The following is a 15,873-nucleotide window of genomic DNA, read 5'->3' as shown; positions in this document are numbered from 1 at the left end:
CCGACCCCGCGAAACACTCGACTGGAACACACCAGCCCAACGCCTCGCACAACTCATCGTCCCCTAACGATTGCACTCACCCCTTGACCCCGCCGCCCGCAGATGACGCAAACCTCTTGATCACCGGAGGCATCGCCGGGAGACGGCACCGGAGGGGCGGTGATCAAGAAGTTTGGGCGGAATGGGGCGGAATGTTGACGCAAACCTCTTGATCACCGGGCAAGGCGGTGTGAGTGCGGGGAGTGGGGAAGGCGGCGTGAGTGGGGGGGGCGAGGGGGGCGGGGGAGCGGGGACGGGCGGGGGAGTAGGCGAGCGGGGAGAGGGGGCCGGGGGGAGTGGTGGGTGGTTAGGGTCGGTGGGTGGACGATCTCGACGTGCTCGACTGGCGGGAACGCACCGCCGCTCTCTTCCTGTCCGACACCGACCTGGCCGGCTTCCGGGCCGCCCGGGACGAGTTGTTCCGCACTCACCCGGCCAGCCCGCTGCCGGCCGCCGACCGGGCCGGTTTCCCCGGGCTGGGCTGGTTCCCGGCGGATCCGACGGCGGTGGTCGAGGCCCCGCTGCGTCCCGCCTCCGGCACCGAGACCATCGACACCGGCGGCCCTGACGGGGTGGTGCGCTACCGGCGGGTGGCGGTCGCCGAGACCCCGTGGGGGCCGCTGACCCTGTGGTGGATCGAGGCGTACGGCGGTGGGCTGTTCGTGCCGGTCCGCGACGGCACCAGCGGCCGGGAGACGTACGGCGGTGGTCGGTACCTCACCGACACGGTGAAGGGGACCTTCGGGCGGGGACTCACCGTGCTCCCCGGGCACCGGGTCCGCCTCGACGCCAACTATCTCTACAACCCCAGCTGCGCGTACGACGACACCTGGGCCTGCCCGCTGGCACCCCCGGAGAACCGGGTCGACGTGCCGATCCGGGCGGGCGAACTGGCGTACCACCGCTGAGGCCGACCGGACGGGGACGCCGCCCCGACGCACGTGGGGTGCGGCGGGGCGGCGGTCACACGGAGCGGGTCAGCGGGCGGTGGCCCCGGTCGGGGTCAGGTGCATCCGACCGAGCAGTTGCCGCGCCTGATCGGCCAGGCCGGCGTCCACGGTCACCGCGTACTGGCCGGCCCGCAGTGAACTGGCCGAGGTGAAGTCACGCTGGCCGCCCGACATGGCGTGCGCCACCGCGCCGAACACGGCCCCCCAGATCGCGCCGATCACCAGCCCGACCAGGATCACCGCCAGCCAGTTGCCGACGGTGAAGATGCCGAACAACAAGCCGATGAAGAGGCCGAACCAGGCGCCGGTACCGGCGCCCAACAGGGCGGCGCGTCCCGTGGTGAGCCGGCCGAGGACCGTCTCCACCAGGGTGAGGTTGGTCCCCACGATCGCGCTGTGCTCCACCGGGAACCGGTTGTCCGCCAGGTAGTCCACCACCCGTTGCGCGGACGGATAGTCCGGGTACGCGCCGATCGTCACCGCCGGCGCTCCGGCCTGCGGGCCGTGCCCGTCCCCGGGGGGCGTCGCCGGCCGGCCGGCCGGACCGGACGGGAGGTTGTCGCCGCCCGGCATCCCGGGTCGCCAAGTGGCGGTCGGGTTCGCTGCTCTGGTCATGGCATCCTCCTTCGTCAACGACCGGCGTTCCCGCCGGCCCGCCGAGGTAACGCCGGCAGCTCCGGCAATCCGGGCCCGCCGGGGTGACGTGGGCAGCTCCGGCAATCCGGGCCCGCTGGGGTGGCGTCGGTCGGTCCGGCGAGCCGGGCCCGCCGGGGGTGACGCCGGCAGGCCGGGGCAGCCAGGGCTGCCAGGTGCGGGGCTGCCGGGGTGCCGGGGTGCGGGGCTGGCGGGGTGCGGGGCTGGCGGGGTGCGGGGCTGACGGGGGGAGTCCACGGGTCGGACAGAAGACGGTGTGGTCGAGGAATGCGCTCCGGGGTGCCCGGGTAACCCGGCCCGTGGACAGCGGACGGATCAGCGAGCACGGGTTCCTTGCCGACGGTCGCAGCGCCGCGCTGGTGGACCGGCACGGCTCGGTCAACTGGTGGTGCCCCGCCCGGTTCGACAGCCCGTCGGTGTTCGGGCGGATCCTCGACGACCGGGCGGGGCACTGGACGATCGCGCCCGAGGACGACGACGTGCGGGTGGCCCGCTCCTATCTGGACGACTCGTTGGTGCTGCGTACCGTCTTCCACACCGGCACCGGGTCGGTGGCCGTCACCGACGCGTTGGCGCTGGAACCGGACGCACGCGGGCACGACATCGGCCTGCGTTCGCCCCGGGTGCTCGCCCGGCTGGTCGAGGGGCTCTCCGGCGAGGTGCCGGTACGCGTCGAGTTCGCTCCCCGGTTCGAGTACGGCCGGGTCACCGCGTACCTGACCCGATCCGACGGGGTGATCGACGCGCGGGCCGGCGCGTGCCGGCTCAGCCTGCGCTCCGACGTGCCGTTGGCCTGCCGGCACGGCGACGCCGTCGGCCGGGCGACCGTCCGGGCCGGGGACACCCTGCGGTTCACCCTCGGGTACGCGCCGACCTACGACGGCGGCGAACCGGCGCTGCCCGACGCCGACCGGGTGGTGGCCGACGCGGTGGCGGGCTGGCGGTCCTGGGCCGACCTGCACGACTACCAGGGCCGCTACCGCGACCAGGTGCGACTGAGCGCGATGGTGGTGCAGGGCATGACCTACCAGCCCAGTGGCGCGATCGTCGCGGCGGCCACCACTTCGCTGCCGGAACAGCTGGGCGGCGACCGCAACTACGACTACCGCTACGTCTGGGTGCGCGACTTCAGCCTCACCCTCCAGGCGCTGTGGCGGTCCGCCTGCCCGGACGAGGCCGACCGGCAGTTCTCCTGGGTGGCGCGGGCGATGGGCCGCATCGACGACGGCCGGGTGCCGATCATGTACGGCGTGGAGGGCGAGCGGGACCTCACCGAGCACTCCCTCGACCACCTGCGCGGGTACGCCGACAGCCGGCCGGTGCTCGTCGGCAACGACGCGTGGAAGCAACGGCAGAACGACGTGCTCGGTGAGATCCTCGACGCCGCCTGGCTGATGCGGCACTACCTGGACCCGATGTCACCCGACGTGCGGCACCTGCTGCGGGCCCTGGCCGACCAGGCGGTCCGCAGCTGGCACCTGCCGGACTCCGGGATGTGGGAGACCCGCGACGCCGAACGGCACTACGTGTCGTCGAAGGTCCAGTGCTGGACGGCGTTGGACCGGGCGGTGCGTTTCGGTCCCCGCCTCGGCGACCCGGCCGACGTCCGGCGGTGGTCGGGGGCCCGCGACGAGGTCCGCGCGGCGGTGCTGGAGCGGGGGTGGAACGACCGGCTGGGCGCGTACACCGGGGCCTTCGACTCCGACCGGTTGGACGCCTCGGTGCTGCTCATGCCGCTCGTCGGTTTCCTGCCGGCCGCCGACCCGAGGATGCGGTCCACCATCGACGTGGTGGAGCGGCGGTTGTCGCGCGAGGGTCTGCTGCGCCGCTGGGACGGTGATCCGGCGGGCTTCCTGATCTGCTCGTTCTGGCTGACCAGCTGCCTGGCCCTGGCCGGCGAGCAGGAGCGGGCCGTGCGGCTGTTCGAGCAGCTCGCCGGCCGGGTCAACGACCTCGGCCTCTATGCCGAGCAGATCGACCAGGCCACCGGCGAGCAGGTGGGCAACTTCCCGCAGGCCTTCTCGCACATCGGTCTGATCAACGCGGCCGGGTTGCTCACCGACGTCGCCGAGCGGCGGCGCGAGGTCCCGGCGGACCGGCCGCATTTCGTGACGACCGGCACCGACGTGGTGGCGACGTAGCCGTGGGCCGGGCCGCCCGACGGGTCCGACGGCGCGTCCGACGGGTCCGACGGGCCCGACGGGTCCGACGGCGCAAACACGCTGACGAGCGGACGGCCGGTGACGACGCCGACCACGCGACCGGGCCGACCAGGTGACCGGGTCGACGTACGTCGTCGACGGGGGCCTGATGCAGAATCAGGGCCGGGACGCCTGAGTCGACCGCCCACACCCGCCCCCGCTCCCGGAAGGCCCACCCGATGCGGTTGCTCGTGATTGCCGACACCCACCTGCCCCGCCGCGCCCGGGACCTGCCCGACGAGGTCTGGGCGGCGGTGGACGCCGCCGATGTGGTGCTGCACGCCGGGGACTGGGTCGAGGTGGGACTACTCGACCGGCTGGCCGACCGGGCCCGTCGGCTGGTCGGCGTGTACGGCAACAACGACGGCCCCGACCTGCGGGCCCGGCTGCCCGAGGTGGCCGAGGTGGAGCTGGCCGGGCTGCGGGTGGCCGTGGTGCACGAGACCGGGCCGAAGACCGGCCGGGAACAGCGCTGCGCGGCCCGGTTCCCCGATCGGGACCTGCTCGTCTTCGGCCACTCGCACATCCCGTGGGACAGCGTCGCACCGGGCGGCCTGCGGCTGCTCAACCCCGGCTCGCCCACCGACCGGCGGGCCCAGCCGTACGCCACGTACCTGACCGCCGAGGTGGTGGCGGGGCAACTCGACCGGGTCGTGCTGCACCGCCTGCCACCCCGTTGAGGTCACCGGCCCCGGCCGGTCTCCTCCTGCAACTCGTCGATCCGCTGGGACGCCTCCGCCTTCGTCAGGTCGTCCGGCACCTCCTCGCCGGCCTCCCGGGCCAGGGTGTGCAGGTACGACTCCTGGGCGGCGGTCGGCGGTTCGTCGCCGGTCACCCACTCCTGCGGATCCTTGATCGCCCCACGTGGGTCGGGCTGCTGGTCGTTGCGGTCGGTCATCAGGTTCACCTCTCCTCGAACAGCCGTGCCAATACCCCGCCGGTCGCCCGGTCATGCCGGTCGCGGCGCATACGATCACCGGGTGGACGCGGATGTGATCGTGGTGGGTGCCGGCATCTCCGGGGTGGCGTGCGCCGCAGAACTGGTGCGGGCGGGCGTGCCGGTGCAGATCCGGGAACGCGGTCGGGTGGCCGGGGGCCGGATGGCCAGCCGACGCTTCGACGGCCGCCCCGCCGACCTGGGTGCGGCGTACCTGACCGCCGACGACCCGGACTTCGTCGAGGTGGTCGGGCACTGGCAGGCCGCCGGGCTGGTGCGGGAGTGGACCGACACCTTCGTCGCGTACGGCCCGGACGGCCGGCGGGAGGTGCCCGGACCGGTCCGCTGGGCCGCCCCGCGCGGCCTGCGTTCCCTGGTCGAGGAGTTGGCCCGGGAGTTGCCGGTGACCGTGGACCGGTTCGTGTCGGGCGTCGCACCGGGCCCGGTGGTGGACGGGGAGTCCGCCGCCGCCGTGGCGCTGTGCACCCCGGGTCCGCAGGCCGCCCTGCTGCTCGACCCGGCGTTGACGGGGGCCACCGGGGCCGCCGTACGACAGCGGTGGTCGCCGGTGCTCGCGGCGGTGCTGCGCTTCCCCGGCCGGCGGTGGGCCGACTTCCGGGGCGCGTTCGTCAACGGGCACCCGGTGCTCGCCCTGGTCTGCGACGACGGCGACCGGCGCGGCGACGCCGCCCCGGTGCTGGTCGCCCACACCACGCCGGAGTTCGCCGCCGGGCACCTGGCCCAGCCCGGCGCGGCCGGCCCGGCGATCGAGGAGGCCGTCCGCGACCTGCTCGGCCTCCCGGACCCGGCCGAACTGGTCCACGTGCACCGCTGGACGTACGCCCGGCCGGTCGAGCCGGACCCCGACGGGACGTTCTTCCTGGACGACGACCTGGTCGGGCTGGCCGGGGACGCTTTCGGCAAGCCCCGGGTGCAGAGCGCCTGGCGCTCCGGCCGGGACCTGGGCCGGGAACTGGCCCGCCGACTGACCTGACCGGCCACCCGGCCACCGGTCAACCCCGCGCGCCGTCCAGGGCCGGCTCGTCGCGTCGACCCCGCTCCGACGGGTCGCCGGTGCGTTCACCGGCCCGGTCCAGCAACTGCATGACCGGGGTCGCGGCCATCCCGTGCACCACCACCGACACGACCACCACCAGGCCGACCGTCGCCCAGATCAGGTCCGCCTGGGCGAAGTCCGCCTTGGTGGTGGCGTACGCCAGGTAGTAGAACGAGCCGACGCCCCGGATGCCGAACGACGAGATCACCCAGTGCTCGGCCGGCCGACCCGGTGCGCCGCGCAGCGACAGCCACCCCACCAGCGGCCGGATGACGAACACCAGGGCCAGCCCGACCGTCGCCGCCTGCCAGGTGAGCGGGGCGAGCAGACCGGTGATCACCGCGCCACCGAAGAGCAGCAGCAGCAGGACGGTCAACAGCCGCTCGGTCTGCTCGGCGAAGTCGTGCAGCACGGTGTGGAACTCGTGGGTCCGCTCGGCGGCCCGGATCGCCCGCGCGGCGACGAAGACGGCCAGGAACCCGTACCCGCCGACCACCTCCACCAGCCCGTACGCCAGGAAGGTGGCGGCCAGCGCGAGGAACCCCTCGGCGTGCCGGGCCAGCCGCAACTCGCTCGGGGCGCGGAAGAAGAGCTTGCCGAGCAGCCAGCCGATCAGCAGGCCACCGCCGACGCCGACGGCCAGCTTGTAGAGCACGTCGACGGCGAACCACTCGGCGAACCAGCCCGACGGGGCCAGCCCGACGCTGGCGATCGCGATGGCCGCGTAGACGAACGGGAACGCCAGGCCGTCGTTGAGGCCCGCCTCGGAGGTCAGCGCGAAGCGCACCTCGTCCTCGGAGTCCTCGGCGTCGGTGGGTTCGCCGACCTGGACGTCCGAGGCGAGCACCGGGTCGGTCGGGGCCAGGGCCGCACCGAGCAGCAGCGCGGCGGCCGGCACCAGACCCGCCCACCACCAGCCGAGCAGCGCCACCGCCGCGATGCAGATCGGCATCGCGATCGCCAGCAACCGCCAGGTCGACGACCAGCGTTTCCAGCTCAACGGTCGGTCGATCTTCAACCCGGCGCCCATCAGCGCCACGATCACGCCGATCTCGGTCAGGTGGGTGGCGACCTGCGGGTAGCGCAGCGGGTCCGGGGAGGGCAGGCCGATGGGCAGCGCGAAAACCAGCATCCCGAGGCCGAGGAACGCTATCGGCATGGACAGCGGGCGACGCTCCAACAGTCGGGGTAGCACCCCGGCCAGCAGGGCCCCCACGCCCACCAGCGCGAACTCGACATCGACCAGTTCCACCCCGACCACCTCTCACCCCCGGCCACGGGTGTGGGCGGGGGTGGGACTGTGCCCCGTCGATGGCCGGGCTAAGCCTGGGTGTCCGGCTTGTCTCCGGACCCGTACCCAGGTAGGCAAGATCGCGCTACTTCCAGGTTGTAGTGGTCTACGGCCGTAGCGAGGCCACTACAACATGGTTCGAGCGTGACCTTGAAGCGTGACCTTGAAGCGTGGCCCCCCGGCGGGACGCCCGGTCAGGTCGGGGGCAGGAGGATCTCGAACCAGACGGTCGAGCCCCGCACCGTCGGGTCGGTGCCCCAGGCGTCGGAGAGTTGTTCGATCAACCCGAGGCCCCGGCCCCGGCTGCTCAGCGTGTCGGTCTGGGCCCGGGTCACCGTGCCCCGGGTGCCCGAGTCGGCCACCGACACCAGCAGGCGTTCGGGGCTGAGGTCGATCTCCACCCGGGCGGCGGTGCCGGCGTGCAGCAACGCGTTGGTGGTCAGCTCGCTGGTGCACAGCACCGCCGCGCCGATCACCGCGTCGGGCACCTGCCACTCGCCCAGTTGTGCCGTCATCCAGTGGCGTACCCGGCTGGGTGCGGTCGGCTCGGCGGGCATCTCCATCCCGGCGGAGCGGCTCGGCTTGAGCGCGTGCTCCACCGCGAGTACCGCCACGTCGTCCTCGGTGGCGCCGGGGACCGCGCCGGTGGCGACGGCGCAGAGCGCCCGGGGGTCACCGCTGGCCGCCCCGGTCACCGCCGCCGCCAGCCCGGCCAGGCCGGCGGTGAGGCTCTGCCGTCGCCGCTCGACCACCCCGTCGCTGTAGAGCAGCAGGGTGTCGCCGGGGGCGAACGGCACGGTGGCGGTCGGGGGCCGGCAACCCAACCCGAGGGGTGCGCCGGTCGGCAGCTCGACGAAGGTGGCGGTGGCGACGCCGTCCGGCCCGCCGCGCCGGATCAGCGGCGGGGGGTGCCCGGCGCTGGCCAGGGTGATCTCACTGCGGTCGGCGTCGACCACCCCGAAGACCACGGTGACGAAGAGTTCGTGGGTGCCCGTCTCGGTGCCCAGGCTCGCCACCAGCCGGTCCAGGCCGGCCAGGACAGCGTCCGGTCGCGGGTCGGTCAGCGCCAGCGCCCGCAGCGCCGCCCGGACCTGCCCCATCCGGGCCGCCGCCTGCACGTCGTGCCCGGCGACGTCGCCGAGCACCACACCCAGGTCGCCGGAGGGCAGTAGGAACGCGTCGTAGAAGTCCCCACCGGCGGCGTTGCCGTCGACACCCGGGTCGTAGCGGGCGGCGATGCGCAGCCGGGGCAGGGCCGGTAACTGCTCCGGGAGCATGCTGCGTTGCAGCAGTTGCGCCGTGCCGTGCTGGGTCTCGAACCGGCGGGCCCGCTCCGCCGCCTGGCCGACCAGCTCGGCCGAGGCGGCCAGCAGCGCCCGTTCCGCCGCCGACCAGCCGTGCGGGGTCTGGTAGCCCACGGCGAGCCCGCCCCGGATCACCGACGAGCGCAGCGGCAGTGCGGCCAGCGAGCGGATCTTCTGGTCGTGCCGGTCGACGGCGGTGTCCCGCAGCGGCTGGCCGTCCCCGGCGAAGAAGGGCACCCCGCTGCGCGCGCCGACCACCACCGGCGCGGTGGTGTCCGCGGGGACCGGCCGCCACAGCGGGGGCAGCCGCTCGTCGGCCTCGTCGAGCAGTTCGCCCCGGATCCGGCGGACCAGCCGCCAGGCCGGGCCGTCGTCGACCGCGAAGGACACCTGGTCGGCGTCGAAGGAGAGCAGCGCGTAGCGCAACGTCACCCGGGCCACGTCGTCCAGGGTGAGGGTGCCCGACAGTGCCGCGGCGAAGTCGGACAGGCTCTGCAACTGCTGGGTGAGTTGCGTGGTCTGGGCGGCGACGGTGAGCACGCCGACGATCCGTCCGGTGCTGTCGCGCACCGGGGAGTGCCCCCGGGTGAAGACCGCGTGTTCGCCGGTGGCGTGCTGGTGGACCGGGAGCACCGACTCCTTCTGCAGGAACGACTCCCCGTGCCGGTAGGCCCGCTCGATCACCTCACCGACGCCGGGGGCGTGCCACAGGTCGGCGTACACCTCGGGGGCCGGCCGGCCCAGCGCGCCGGGGTGCCGGTCGCCGATCACCTCGGCGTACGCCTGGTTGTAGAGCAGCACGAAGTCGTCGCCGTAGTGCAGCGCCATCGGTACGGGGGAGGACAGGATCACGTCGACCAGCACGCGGACCGTCACGTCCCAGCCCTGTTGCGGGCCCAGCGGGGTGTCGGCCCACGGGTGGGCCCGCACGGCAGCCACCGCCGGTGAGACCCCGTCCGGTCCCGGTACGGGGGTTGGTGACGTCGGGACCCGCCCGACCGTGCCTGGCATGTCCGCAGCCTATCCGGCGGCGTCCCGGGGTGAACCGATCGTGCCCCGTGCCGCCTGCCCGACGCCGCTGCCGGAGATGTTCGGGCAGGTCAGGGGCCTTTCTGAAGACATGTCGGGAAAATCCGTACGGATTCTTCGGCGTGCTGGTCCGACGGACGGGTAACCGGGCGGCGCAGTCCATTGGACAGGAGGGACATCATGCCGGAAACCCTTGCGGTCAGGCAGGTCGACATCGGTAGCGCCTTGACCGACATGTGGCGGTCGGTGCTGCTCTTTGTGCCGAGGGCCATCGCGTTCATCGTCATCCTCGTGGTGGGCTGGCTCATCGCCCGCGCGGTACTCAAGATCGTGGACGCGGCGCTGGAACGGGTGGGCTTCGACCGGGCGGTCGAACGGGGCGGGATCAGACGGGCGCTGGAACGCACCAAGTACGACGCCAGTGACATCCTGGCCCGACTGGCGTACTACGCGGTGCTGCTGTTCACCCTGCAGTTCGCCTTCGGGGTGTGGGGGCCCAACGCGATCAGCGACCTCATCCGGGGGGTGGTGGCCTGGCTGCCGCGGGCGTTCATCGCGATCGTCATCGTGGTGGTGGCCGCCGCCATCGCCAACGCCGTCCGGGACCTGGTCTCCGGTGCGCTCGGCGGCCTGTCGTACGGCAAGGTGCTCGCCGACCTGGTGGCGGTCTTCATCCTGGCGCTGGGCGTCATCGCCGCGCTGAACCAGGTCGGTATCGCCACCACGGTCACCACGCCGGTCCTGATCGCGGTGCTCGCCACCGTGGCCGGCATCCTGATCGTCGGCGTCGGCGGTGGTCTGGTGAAGCCGATGCAGTCCCGCTGGGACGGCTGGCTGGACCGGGCGGCCGAGGAGTCGCGGGCGGTCCAGGAGCACCGGCGGGCCCGCGCGGCCGGGCAGGGCGACATGAGCCGGCAGATGGCCGACCGGGGCGGCGAGCGGACGCAGACCATGCCGCGCGTCGACGAGGCCCGGACGATGGCCGGTGGCCGGGGCACCTACCAGTCGGGTCAGTCCGGCGACGAGACCCAGCAGTTCGGTCGTCCGGGCAGCTGAGTCGGCACGTACCACCGGGAGGGTGTCCGCGCGACGCGGACGCCCTCCCGTTCGCGCTGCGCCGGGCCGTCCCCGCCGCGGTCGGTCAGGCCGGTTCGAGGTGCCGGGGGTCGAGGGTGCGGGCCAGGGCGCAGACCGCGAGCAGCCGGGTCAGCACCCAGTCCGGCGCGGCGAAGTCGGCCGCGCCGACGGGCAGCAGGCCGTGCGCGCTGGCGGTGTCCCGGATCCCCTCGGCATAGCCGGCCAGGGCCGCCGGGGTGAGCGGCCGGCGGTCACCGTCGAGGCTGTCCCGGATGGCGGCGGCGTGCTGGTCGACCAGCGCCAGCAGGCCCGGCCGGGCCCGCGCGGCGGCGAGGCCGGGAGCACCGACCGAGGCGGTGAGCAGGGCCAGCCGGGAGCGTGCCGCGCGCACGGCTGTCCCGGTCGCTCCCTGGGGGTACGGCACTCGCATGGGGACCGAGGTTAGCCACCGGCTGACCGGGGCGGAGTCGGCCGCCCGGCCGGTCCCGGCGCACCCTTGCGGCCGGCCGGCCTCCGCCACGCGGACCGACCCGGTCCCCGGCGGGCAGAGGGAACACCGCGCTCACCGGCCACCTGCGCGGCCGGGACGGGCGGCAACGGGACGACCCGGACACCCGATCCGGGTCCCCGGGCCCGTCCCAGGCTGGCCCGGGGGTCGCGCCTCAGGGGGCCAGCGAGCCGAGCAGGACGGTGCCGGCGCAGGGCAGTTGCCCGACGTTGCCGACGGTCAGGAGGTACTGCCGTTGGCTGGTGCCGTCCGGGTTGATCCGCTGCGCGTACCGGCTCCGGGTCACCTCCAACTGGCAGGCGGTGCCGCCGCCGGCACCCGTCGGGGACAACCCGGGCAGGTAGACCGCGCTCAGCGGGTTGGCGTTGGTCCAGGTCCAGCTGGCCGAGGCGCCGACGGCCAGGGCGCCGGTCGACCAGGAGGCCGCCGGGCCGGTCTGGGCGAGCTGGAACTGCCCGGAGCAGGTGATCGTGCCGATGTTGCGCAGCACGAAGTAGAACTTCCGGACCCCGTCGGGTTCCTGCCGGTACCAGCTGCGGGTGATCTCCAGCTGGCAGGCGGCCGTCGCGGTCGCCCCGGTCGGCGTCAGCCCCAGCAGGTACGACACCGTCGGCGCGATCTGCTCCACCCAGCCGTAGTTGCCGCTCGCCCCGGGGGCCAACGCCCCGGTCGACCAGTCGTGGGTCGGGGTCAGCCAGGACAGCAGGACGGTGGCCCCACAGCTGGTCGTACCGCTGTTGCGGATCACGAAGTGGAAGCGCCGCTCGCCGCTGGGCTGCCGGGAGTACCAGCTGCGGGTCACCTCGAACTCGCACGGGGTCGTGGAGTTCGCCCCGGTCGGGGAGAAGCCCACCTGGTAGGCGGCGTTGAGCGGGTTGGCGTTGTTCCACACCCAGCCCTGGGTGGCGCCGGCGGCGACCGGGCCGGTGGACCACGACGCCTGCTGCGCGGCGCTGCGGGTGGTGGCCCGGTCGCGGGCGTCCCGTTCAGCGCCGGCCGGGGTGGCCGAGGCGGGCGTCGGGGCGAGCAGCACGGCTGCCAGCAGGCTCAGCAACCAGGTCCACACCGTCGGTCGTCTCGTCACGGTCGGTGCTCCTCAGCGGTCGGGTCGGCGGTGGTCCGGGTGCCGCCGGTCGGCGCACGGTGCTCCGGTTGCCCGGGGGCGGCAGTCGACCTGCGTCGGTCGCTGCCCGGGGGCGGCAGCCGACGTGGGTGGTCGTGGTGCCGGGGTGCGGCATGGGGACAAGGTCGCACAGGGACGGCCGGCGCGGCGGGGCCGATATCCGACAGCGCGGGAGCGTCCCCGCGGCGGCCCGACGTCGCTACAGTCCAGATCCCGCCCGGAAGGAATCCCACCGATGGCATTGTCCCGAACCGGCCGCCGGTGGTGCGGCGTGCACCTCGCCGCCCTCCTCGCGGTGGCCCTCGCCGCACCGCTGCCGTACCCCGGCGCGGCGGTCGCCGGCACCGGACTCGGCGACGGCGACGTGCTGGTCGCCCGCACCGCGCAGGACTACGTCTACCGCACCTACCAGCGGCGCTGGTCGGTGGTCGCCGTCCAGCCCGCCGCGACCGCCGACTGGGACCTGACCCTGCGCGACGCCGCCGGCACCACCCTGGCCACCAGCTGGTACGGCCTCGGGCGCACCGACTTCGTGGTGGTCGACTCCACGGCCGGGCACCGGCCGTTCGGCGCGTACACGGCCGCCGTGAGCGCGTACACGGCCGGTCCGTACTGGGTGCAGCAGCGCACCGACACCACCACGATCACCCTGCCGCCGGTGACCCACTCCGGCACCACCGGAGCGGCCGACCCCGACCTGACCTTCTCCAGCCTGGTCGACCACGACGTGATCACCGTCGCCGACCTCTACCTGACGGCGGGGGAGTCGTTCTGGGCGAACACCACGACCGCCGCGTCGTCGCTGCTGCTGGCGGAGAGCGACCCGGCCGACCCGACGACGTTCGCCCAGGGCCGGGCCACCGTGGCCGCCCGGCAGCACACCCAGGTCCTCGACGGCTGCACGCTCTATACCGCCCAGCGCACCGGCTGGCACGCCCTGGTCCAGCTCGGCGACCGGGCACCCAGCACGCACGTCCCGACCCAGGGGACCGGGTACGCCCTGCACCGGGTCGACCCGGCCCGTCCGCTCAGCTGCCCGCAGCGGGAATTCCCCGGCCCGACCCCCTGATCAGCGGTGCGGCCGGGCGGGTGTCATTCCGCGGGGGTGGCGTCGGCCGGACGACGACGGCTGGCGTCGTCGGCGATGATCACGGTGGCCACCATCAGCGCGACGCAGAGGCTGAACAGCCACGAGTCGTCGGAGGAGAATTTGGCGGAGACCGGAGCCTGGAGCGCGGCGAGCAGGAAGCCGAGCCAGGCCAGGCGACGCTGACGAGGGGTGAGGAAACCGGAGCCCTGTTGCATCCCGAAAGTCTTGCGCGCCCCCTGCGGATTACCGTCAGCCGAACGGTGGATTCTGGACTACCTGTCCGCTTTCCTGCCCGTCCGGGCGTTCCAAACCACCGGTTCGGGGGAGGCGACAATCACGTCGACCCGTTCTCGATGATGCGGCAGGATGAGCCTCCGTGCCCGTCGCCCCGCCCCGTACCTCCCTGCTCCTGCTCGCCTACCTCGCCTTCGTCAGCCTCGGCCTGCCCGACGGTCTGCTCGGCGTCGGCTGGCCCTCGATCAGCACCGAGTTCGGCGTACCCACCGCAGCGGTCGGCCTGGTGCTCACCGCCGGCACGATCGGCTACCTGACCTCCAGCGTCCTGGCCGGGTTCACCCTCGCCCGGCTCGGCGTGGGCCGGCTGCTCGCCGGCAGCACCCTGCTGGCCAGCCTGGCGCTGACCGGCTACGCCAGCGCACCCGGGCTGACCGTGCTGATCTGCTGTGCGCTGGTGCTCGGCCTCGGCTCCGGAGCCATCGACTCCGGCCTCAACGCGTACGCGGCCGGGGCGTTCGGCCCCCGGCACATGAACTGGATGCACGCCTTCTTCGGCCTCGGCGTGGCGATCGGCCCCCTGGTGATGACCGCCATGCTGAGCACCGGCGCGGGCTGGCGCTGGGGGTACGCGGTCACCGCCGCCGCCCAGCTCGCGCTGGCCACCGCGTTCGCGCTCACCGTCGGCGCGTGGCGGGACCGGGCGGGCGGCCCGGGGTCGCCGAAGCGCGCCGGTCCGGCCGGGGAGACCGCCGCCAGTGCACCGGTCGACGCCGTCGCCGCGCCGGTCGGGCCCCCGCAGCGTGGTCCGGTCGACGACGCTGTGCCGGGCGGGGTGGCGACGCCGGGCGGGGTGGCGACGCCGGGCGGGGTGGCGGAGCCGGCCGTGGTGCGGATCGCCGAGACCCTGCGGCTGCCCGCCGTCTGGTTCGGCGCGCTCGCCTTCGCCATCTACGTGGCCATCGAGGTGTCCGCCGGGCTCTACGCGTTCCTGCTGCTCACCGAGGGGCGAGGGCTGTCCGCCGCGGTCGCCGGGCTGAGCGTCTCCGCCTACTGGGGGAGCCTGTTCGTCGGCCGGGTGGTGCAGGGGCTGGTCGCCGAGCGGCTCGGCACCGCCCGGGTGCTGCGAGGCAGCCTGCTCGGGATGGCCGTCGGGGCGGTGCTGATCGCGCTGCCGGCCCCGGGCTGGGTGACGGTGGCCGGCCTGGTCGTGCTCGGTTTCGCCGCCGCGCCGGTGTTCCCCCTGCTCACCCTGAGCACGGCGGAGCGGGTGGGTCGGCAGCACGCGGACCGGGTGATCGGCGTGCAGATCGGCGCAGCCGGGATCGGCGCCGCCCTCATCCCGGCCGGGCTCGGGGTGCTGCTCGGTGACACGTCGGTGCGGTTGCTCGGCCCGGTGCTGACGGTGCTGACGGTGGCCCTACTGGTGGCGCATGCGGCAGCCGCCCGCCGCACCGCAGCACCGGCCGACTGAGCGGGCCGTTGGGTCACATGGTGTCCGGGCCCGTACGTCCCGTCGTGGAGGGGCGGTAGGCACGCTCGGTGTCGGTCATCTCCCGGCGCTCGGCGGTCGGGCCGGCACCCCGGTCCACCGGTTCGGGGCCGTGCCCGAAGGCCGCCTCCTCGCCCGCGTCGTTGCCGGTCGGATCGTCGGCCTGCCCGTCGATGGTGGACCGGGCGATCGCCCGGTCCAACTCCTCCAGCGGTGTCTTCTCCTCGTCCCGCCAGACCCTGCCGTCGTTGTCCGTCATCCCTTCGCGGTACCCCGACCAGATGATCGCAAACGGCCAGCCCCGGGGCGGACCGCGACACCCCGGCACCGCGGACGGCCGCCGGGGGAGCCGGCGGCCGTCGATGGAGCACAGGATGTCCGTACGGGGGCGTGGATCAGGGCTGCGGGCGGTCGACCGACCCGCGCCACGCGCCGGTCTCCTGACCGCGACGCTCGATGAACTGCTTGAACCGCTCCAGGTCACCCTTGGTGCGCCGGTCCACCACGCCCAGCTTGTCGCCGGCCTGCTCGACCACGCCGTGCGGCTCGAAGTCCATCTGCAGGGTCACCCGGGTGTTGTCCTCGTCGAGGCGGTGGAACGTCACCACGCCGGCCTGCTGGGTGCCGCCCGTCGACTTCCAGGCCACCCGCTCGTCGGGCAGCTGCTCGGTGATCTCGGCGTCGAACTCGCGCTTGACCCCGGCGATCTCCACCGTCCAGTGGGTCATCGTGTCCGACAGCTGCCGGACCTCCTGCACCCCCTCCATGAAGTGGGGGAACTCCTCGAACTGGGTCCACTGGTCGTAGGCGGTCCGTACCGGTACGGACACGTCCACATGTTCGATAACGCCGCTCATTGGAAGTCCTCCTCTGCCCGCTGGTGGTCG

The 15,873-nt window shown here is 73.9% G+C and carries 16 protein-coding genes; 7 read left to right on the top strand and 9 right to left on the bottom strand.

What is annotated here, in order from left to right; genetic code table 11:
• Window positions 1-359 precede the first annotated feature (359 nt).
• Entirely contained in the window at window positions 360-947 is a 588-nt protein-coding gene (locus AB0B63_RS29095; RefSeq protein WP_208569380.1) for a DUF1684 domain-containing protein, read from the top strand.
• A 69-nt stretch (window positions 948-1,016) separates the two neighbouring features.
• Here AB0B63_RS29095 and AB0B63_RS29090 read toward each other — a convergent pair whose 3' ends face one another.
• Complete coding sequence (locus tag AB0B63_RS29090; protein WP_208569381.1) at window positions 1,017-1,604, bottom strand: general stress protein; 588 nt, start codon at window positions 1,602-1,604, stop codon at window positions 1,017-1,019.
• 338 nt (window positions 1,605-1,942) lie between these two features.
• Between AB0B63_RS29090 and AB0B63_RS29085 the strand changes: the two genes are divergently transcribed.
• Window positions 1,943-3,784 carry a glycoside hydrolase family 15 protein gene (locus AB0B63_RS29085; RefSeq protein ID WP_357024478.1) on the top strand — a complete coding sequence of 614 codons (1,842 nt, stop codon included), beginning with the start codon at window positions 1,943-1,945 and terminating at the stop codon, window positions 3,782-3,784.
• 239 nt (window positions 3,785-4,023) lie between these two features.
• The gene (locus AB0B63_RS29080) at window positions 4,024-4,524 is read left to right on the top strand and encodes a metallophosphoesterase (protein WP_357024475.1); all 501 of its coding nucleotides are present in this window, start codon (window positions 4,024-4,026) and stop codon (window positions 4,522-4,524) included.
• 2 nt (window positions 4,525-4,526) lie between these two features.
• Here the strand turns inward: AB0B63_RS29080 and AB0B63_RS29075 are convergent, their stop codons facing one another.
• Complete coding sequence (locus tag AB0B63_RS29075) at window positions 4,527-4,742, bottom strand: DUF3072 domain-containing protein (protein WP_208569384.1); 216 nt, start codon at window positions 4,740-4,742, stop codon at window positions 4,527-4,529.
• A gap of 94 nt (window positions 4,743-4,836) precedes the next feature.
• Between AB0B63_RS29075 and AB0B63_RS29070 the strand changes: the two genes are divergently transcribed.
• A complete protein-coding gene (locus AB0B63_RS29070) occupies window positions 4,837-5,775 on the top strand; it encodes an FAD-dependent oxidoreductase (protein WP_357024489.1) in 939 nt (312 codons plus the stop codon).
• 19 nt (window positions 5,776-5,794) lie between these two features.
• On the opposite strand, the gene AB0B63_RS29065 is transcribed toward AB0B63_RS29070, so the two are convergent.
• Together AB0B63_RS29065 and AB0B63_RS29060 are read right to left on the bottom strand one after the other, a co-directional pair.
• Window positions 5,795-7,090: a cation:proton antiporter gene (locus AB0B63_RS29065; protein ID WP_357024471.1), complete on the bottom strand. Its 1,296-nt coding sequence runs from the start codon at window positions 7,088-7,090 to the stop codon at window positions 5,795-5,797.
• A gap of 233 nt (window positions 7,091-7,323) precedes the next feature.
• The gene (locus AB0B63_RS29060; protein WP_357024467.1) at window positions 7,324-9,444 is read right to left on the bottom strand and encodes a SpoIIE family protein phosphatase; all 2,121 of its coding nucleotides are present in this window, start codon (window positions 9,442-9,444) and stop codon (window positions 7,324-7,326) included.
• Between the two features lie 198 nt (window positions 9,445-9,642).
• Here AB0B63_RS29060 and AB0B63_RS29055 point away from each other — a divergent pair, with 198 nt between their 5' ends.
• On the top strand, window positions 9,643-10,518 hold the full coding sequence (locus AB0B63_RS29055; protein WP_208569387.1) for a hypothetical protein: 876 nt from the start codon (window positions 9,643-9,645) through the stop codon (window positions 10,516-10,518).
• Window positions 10,519-10,603: 85 nt separating this feature from the next.
• Here the strand turns inward: AB0B63_RS29055 and AB0B63_RS29050 are convergent, their stop codons facing one another.
• Entirely contained in the window at window positions 10,604-10,969 is a 366-nt protein-coding gene (locus tag AB0B63_RS29050; RefSeq protein WP_208569388.1) for a DUF6401 family natural product biosynthesis protein, read from the bottom strand.
• Between the two features lie 232 nt (window positions 10,970-11,201).
• Window positions 11,202-12,131, bottom strand: a complete 930-nt coding sequence (locus tag AB0B63_RS29045; RefSeq protein ID WP_357024461.1) for a hypothetical protein — start codon at window positions 12,129-12,131, stop codon at window positions 11,202-11,204.
• A 274-nt stretch (window positions 12,132-12,405) separates the two neighbouring features.
• Here AB0B63_RS29045 and AB0B63_RS29040 point away from each other — a divergent pair, with 274 nt between their 5' ends.
• Complete coding sequence (locus AB0B63_RS29040; protein WP_357024458.1) at window positions 12,406-13,239, top strand: hypothetical protein; 834 nt, start codon at window positions 12,406-12,408, stop codon at window positions 13,237-13,239.
• 23 nt (window positions 13,240-13,262) lie between these two features.
• On the opposite strand, the gene AB0B63_RS29035 is transcribed toward AB0B63_RS29040, so the two are convergent.
• On the bottom strand, window positions 13,263-13,475 hold the full coding sequence (locus AB0B63_RS29035; protein ID WP_208569391.1) for a hypothetical protein: 213 nt from the start codon (window positions 13,473-13,475) through the stop codon (window positions 13,263-13,265).
• 161 nt (window positions 13,476-13,636) lie between these two features.
• On the opposite strand from AB0B63_RS29035, the gene AB0B63_RS29030 reads away from it, so the two are divergent.
• Window positions 13,637-14,968: an MFS transporter gene (locus AB0B63_RS29030; protein WP_357024454.1), complete on the top strand. Its 1,332-nt coding sequence runs from the start codon at window positions 13,637-13,639 to the stop codon at window positions 14,966-14,968.
• A 13-nt stretch (window positions 14,969-14,981) separates the two neighbouring features.
• Here AB0B63_RS29030 and AB0B63_RS29025 read toward each other — a convergent pair whose 3' ends face one another.
• Both AB0B63_RS29025 and AB0B63_RS29020 read right to left on the bottom strand, forming a co-directional pair.
• Window positions 14,982-15,245 (bottom strand): hypothetical protein, encoded by a 264-nt coding sequence (locus AB0B63_RS29025; RefSeq protein WP_208569393.1) that lies wholly within the window; start codon window positions 15,243-15,245, stop codon window positions 14,982-14,984.
• Between the two features lie 136 nt (window positions 15,246-15,381).
• Window positions 15,382-15,843 (bottom strand): SRPBCC family protein, encoded by a 462-nt coding sequence (locus tag AB0B63_RS29020; RefSeq protein WP_219469499.1) that lies wholly within the window; start codon window positions 15,841-15,843, stop codon window positions 15,382-15,384.
• Window positions 15,844-15,873 lie beyond the last annotated feature (30 nt).

Source organism: Micromonospora sp. NPDC049081, assembly GCF_040648835.1.
Taxonomy (GTDB): Bacteria; Actinomycetota; Actinomycetes; order Mycobacteriales; family Micromonosporaceae; genus Micromonospora; species Micromonospora antibiotica.
The sequence above is the reverse complement of the archived record's forward strand: the minus strand, read 5'-3'. Positions and strand labels throughout refer to the sequence as shown.

Coding starts and splice junctions, on each gene's coding strand:
- AB0B63_RS29050 (WP_208569388.1), bottom strand. CDS start 10,969: ATGCGAGTGCCGTACCCCCAGGGAGCGACCGGGACAGCCGTGCGCGCG.
- AB0B63_RS29090 (WP_208569381.1), bottom strand. CDS start 1,604: ATGACCAGAGCAGCGAACCCGACCGCCACTTGGCGACCCGGGATGCCG.
- AB0B63_RS29055 (WP_208569387.1), top strand. CDS start 9,643: ATGCCGGAAACCCTTGCGGTCAGGCAGGTCGACATCGGTAGCGCCTTG.
- AB0B63_RS29025 (WP_208569393.1), bottom strand. CDS start 15,245: ATGACGGACAACGACGGCAGGGTCTGGCGGGACGAGGAGAAGACACCG.
- AB0B63_RS29080 (WP_357024475.1), top strand. CDS start 4,024: ATGCGGTTGCTCGTGATTGCCGACACCCACCTGCCCCGCCGCGCCCGG.
- AB0B63_RS29040 (WP_357024458.1), top strand. CDS start 12,406: ATGGCATTGTCCCGAACCGGCCGCCGGTGGTGCGGCGTGCACCTCGCC.
- AB0B63_RS29075 (WP_208569384.1), bottom strand. CDS start 4,742: ATGACCGACCGCAACGACCAGCAGCCCGACCCACGTGGGGCGATCAAG.
- AB0B63_RS29020 (WP_219469499.1), bottom strand. CDS start 15,843: ATGAGCGGCGTTATCGAACATGTGGACGTGTCCGTACCGGTACGGACC.
- AB0B63_RS29035 (WP_208569391.1), bottom strand. CDS start 13,475: ATGCAACAGGGCTCCGGTTTCCTCACCCCTCGTCAGCGTCGCCTGGCC.
- AB0B63_RS29060 (WP_357024467.1), bottom strand. CDS start 9,444: ATGCCAGGCACGGTCGGGCGGGTCCCGACGTCACCAACCCCCGTACCG.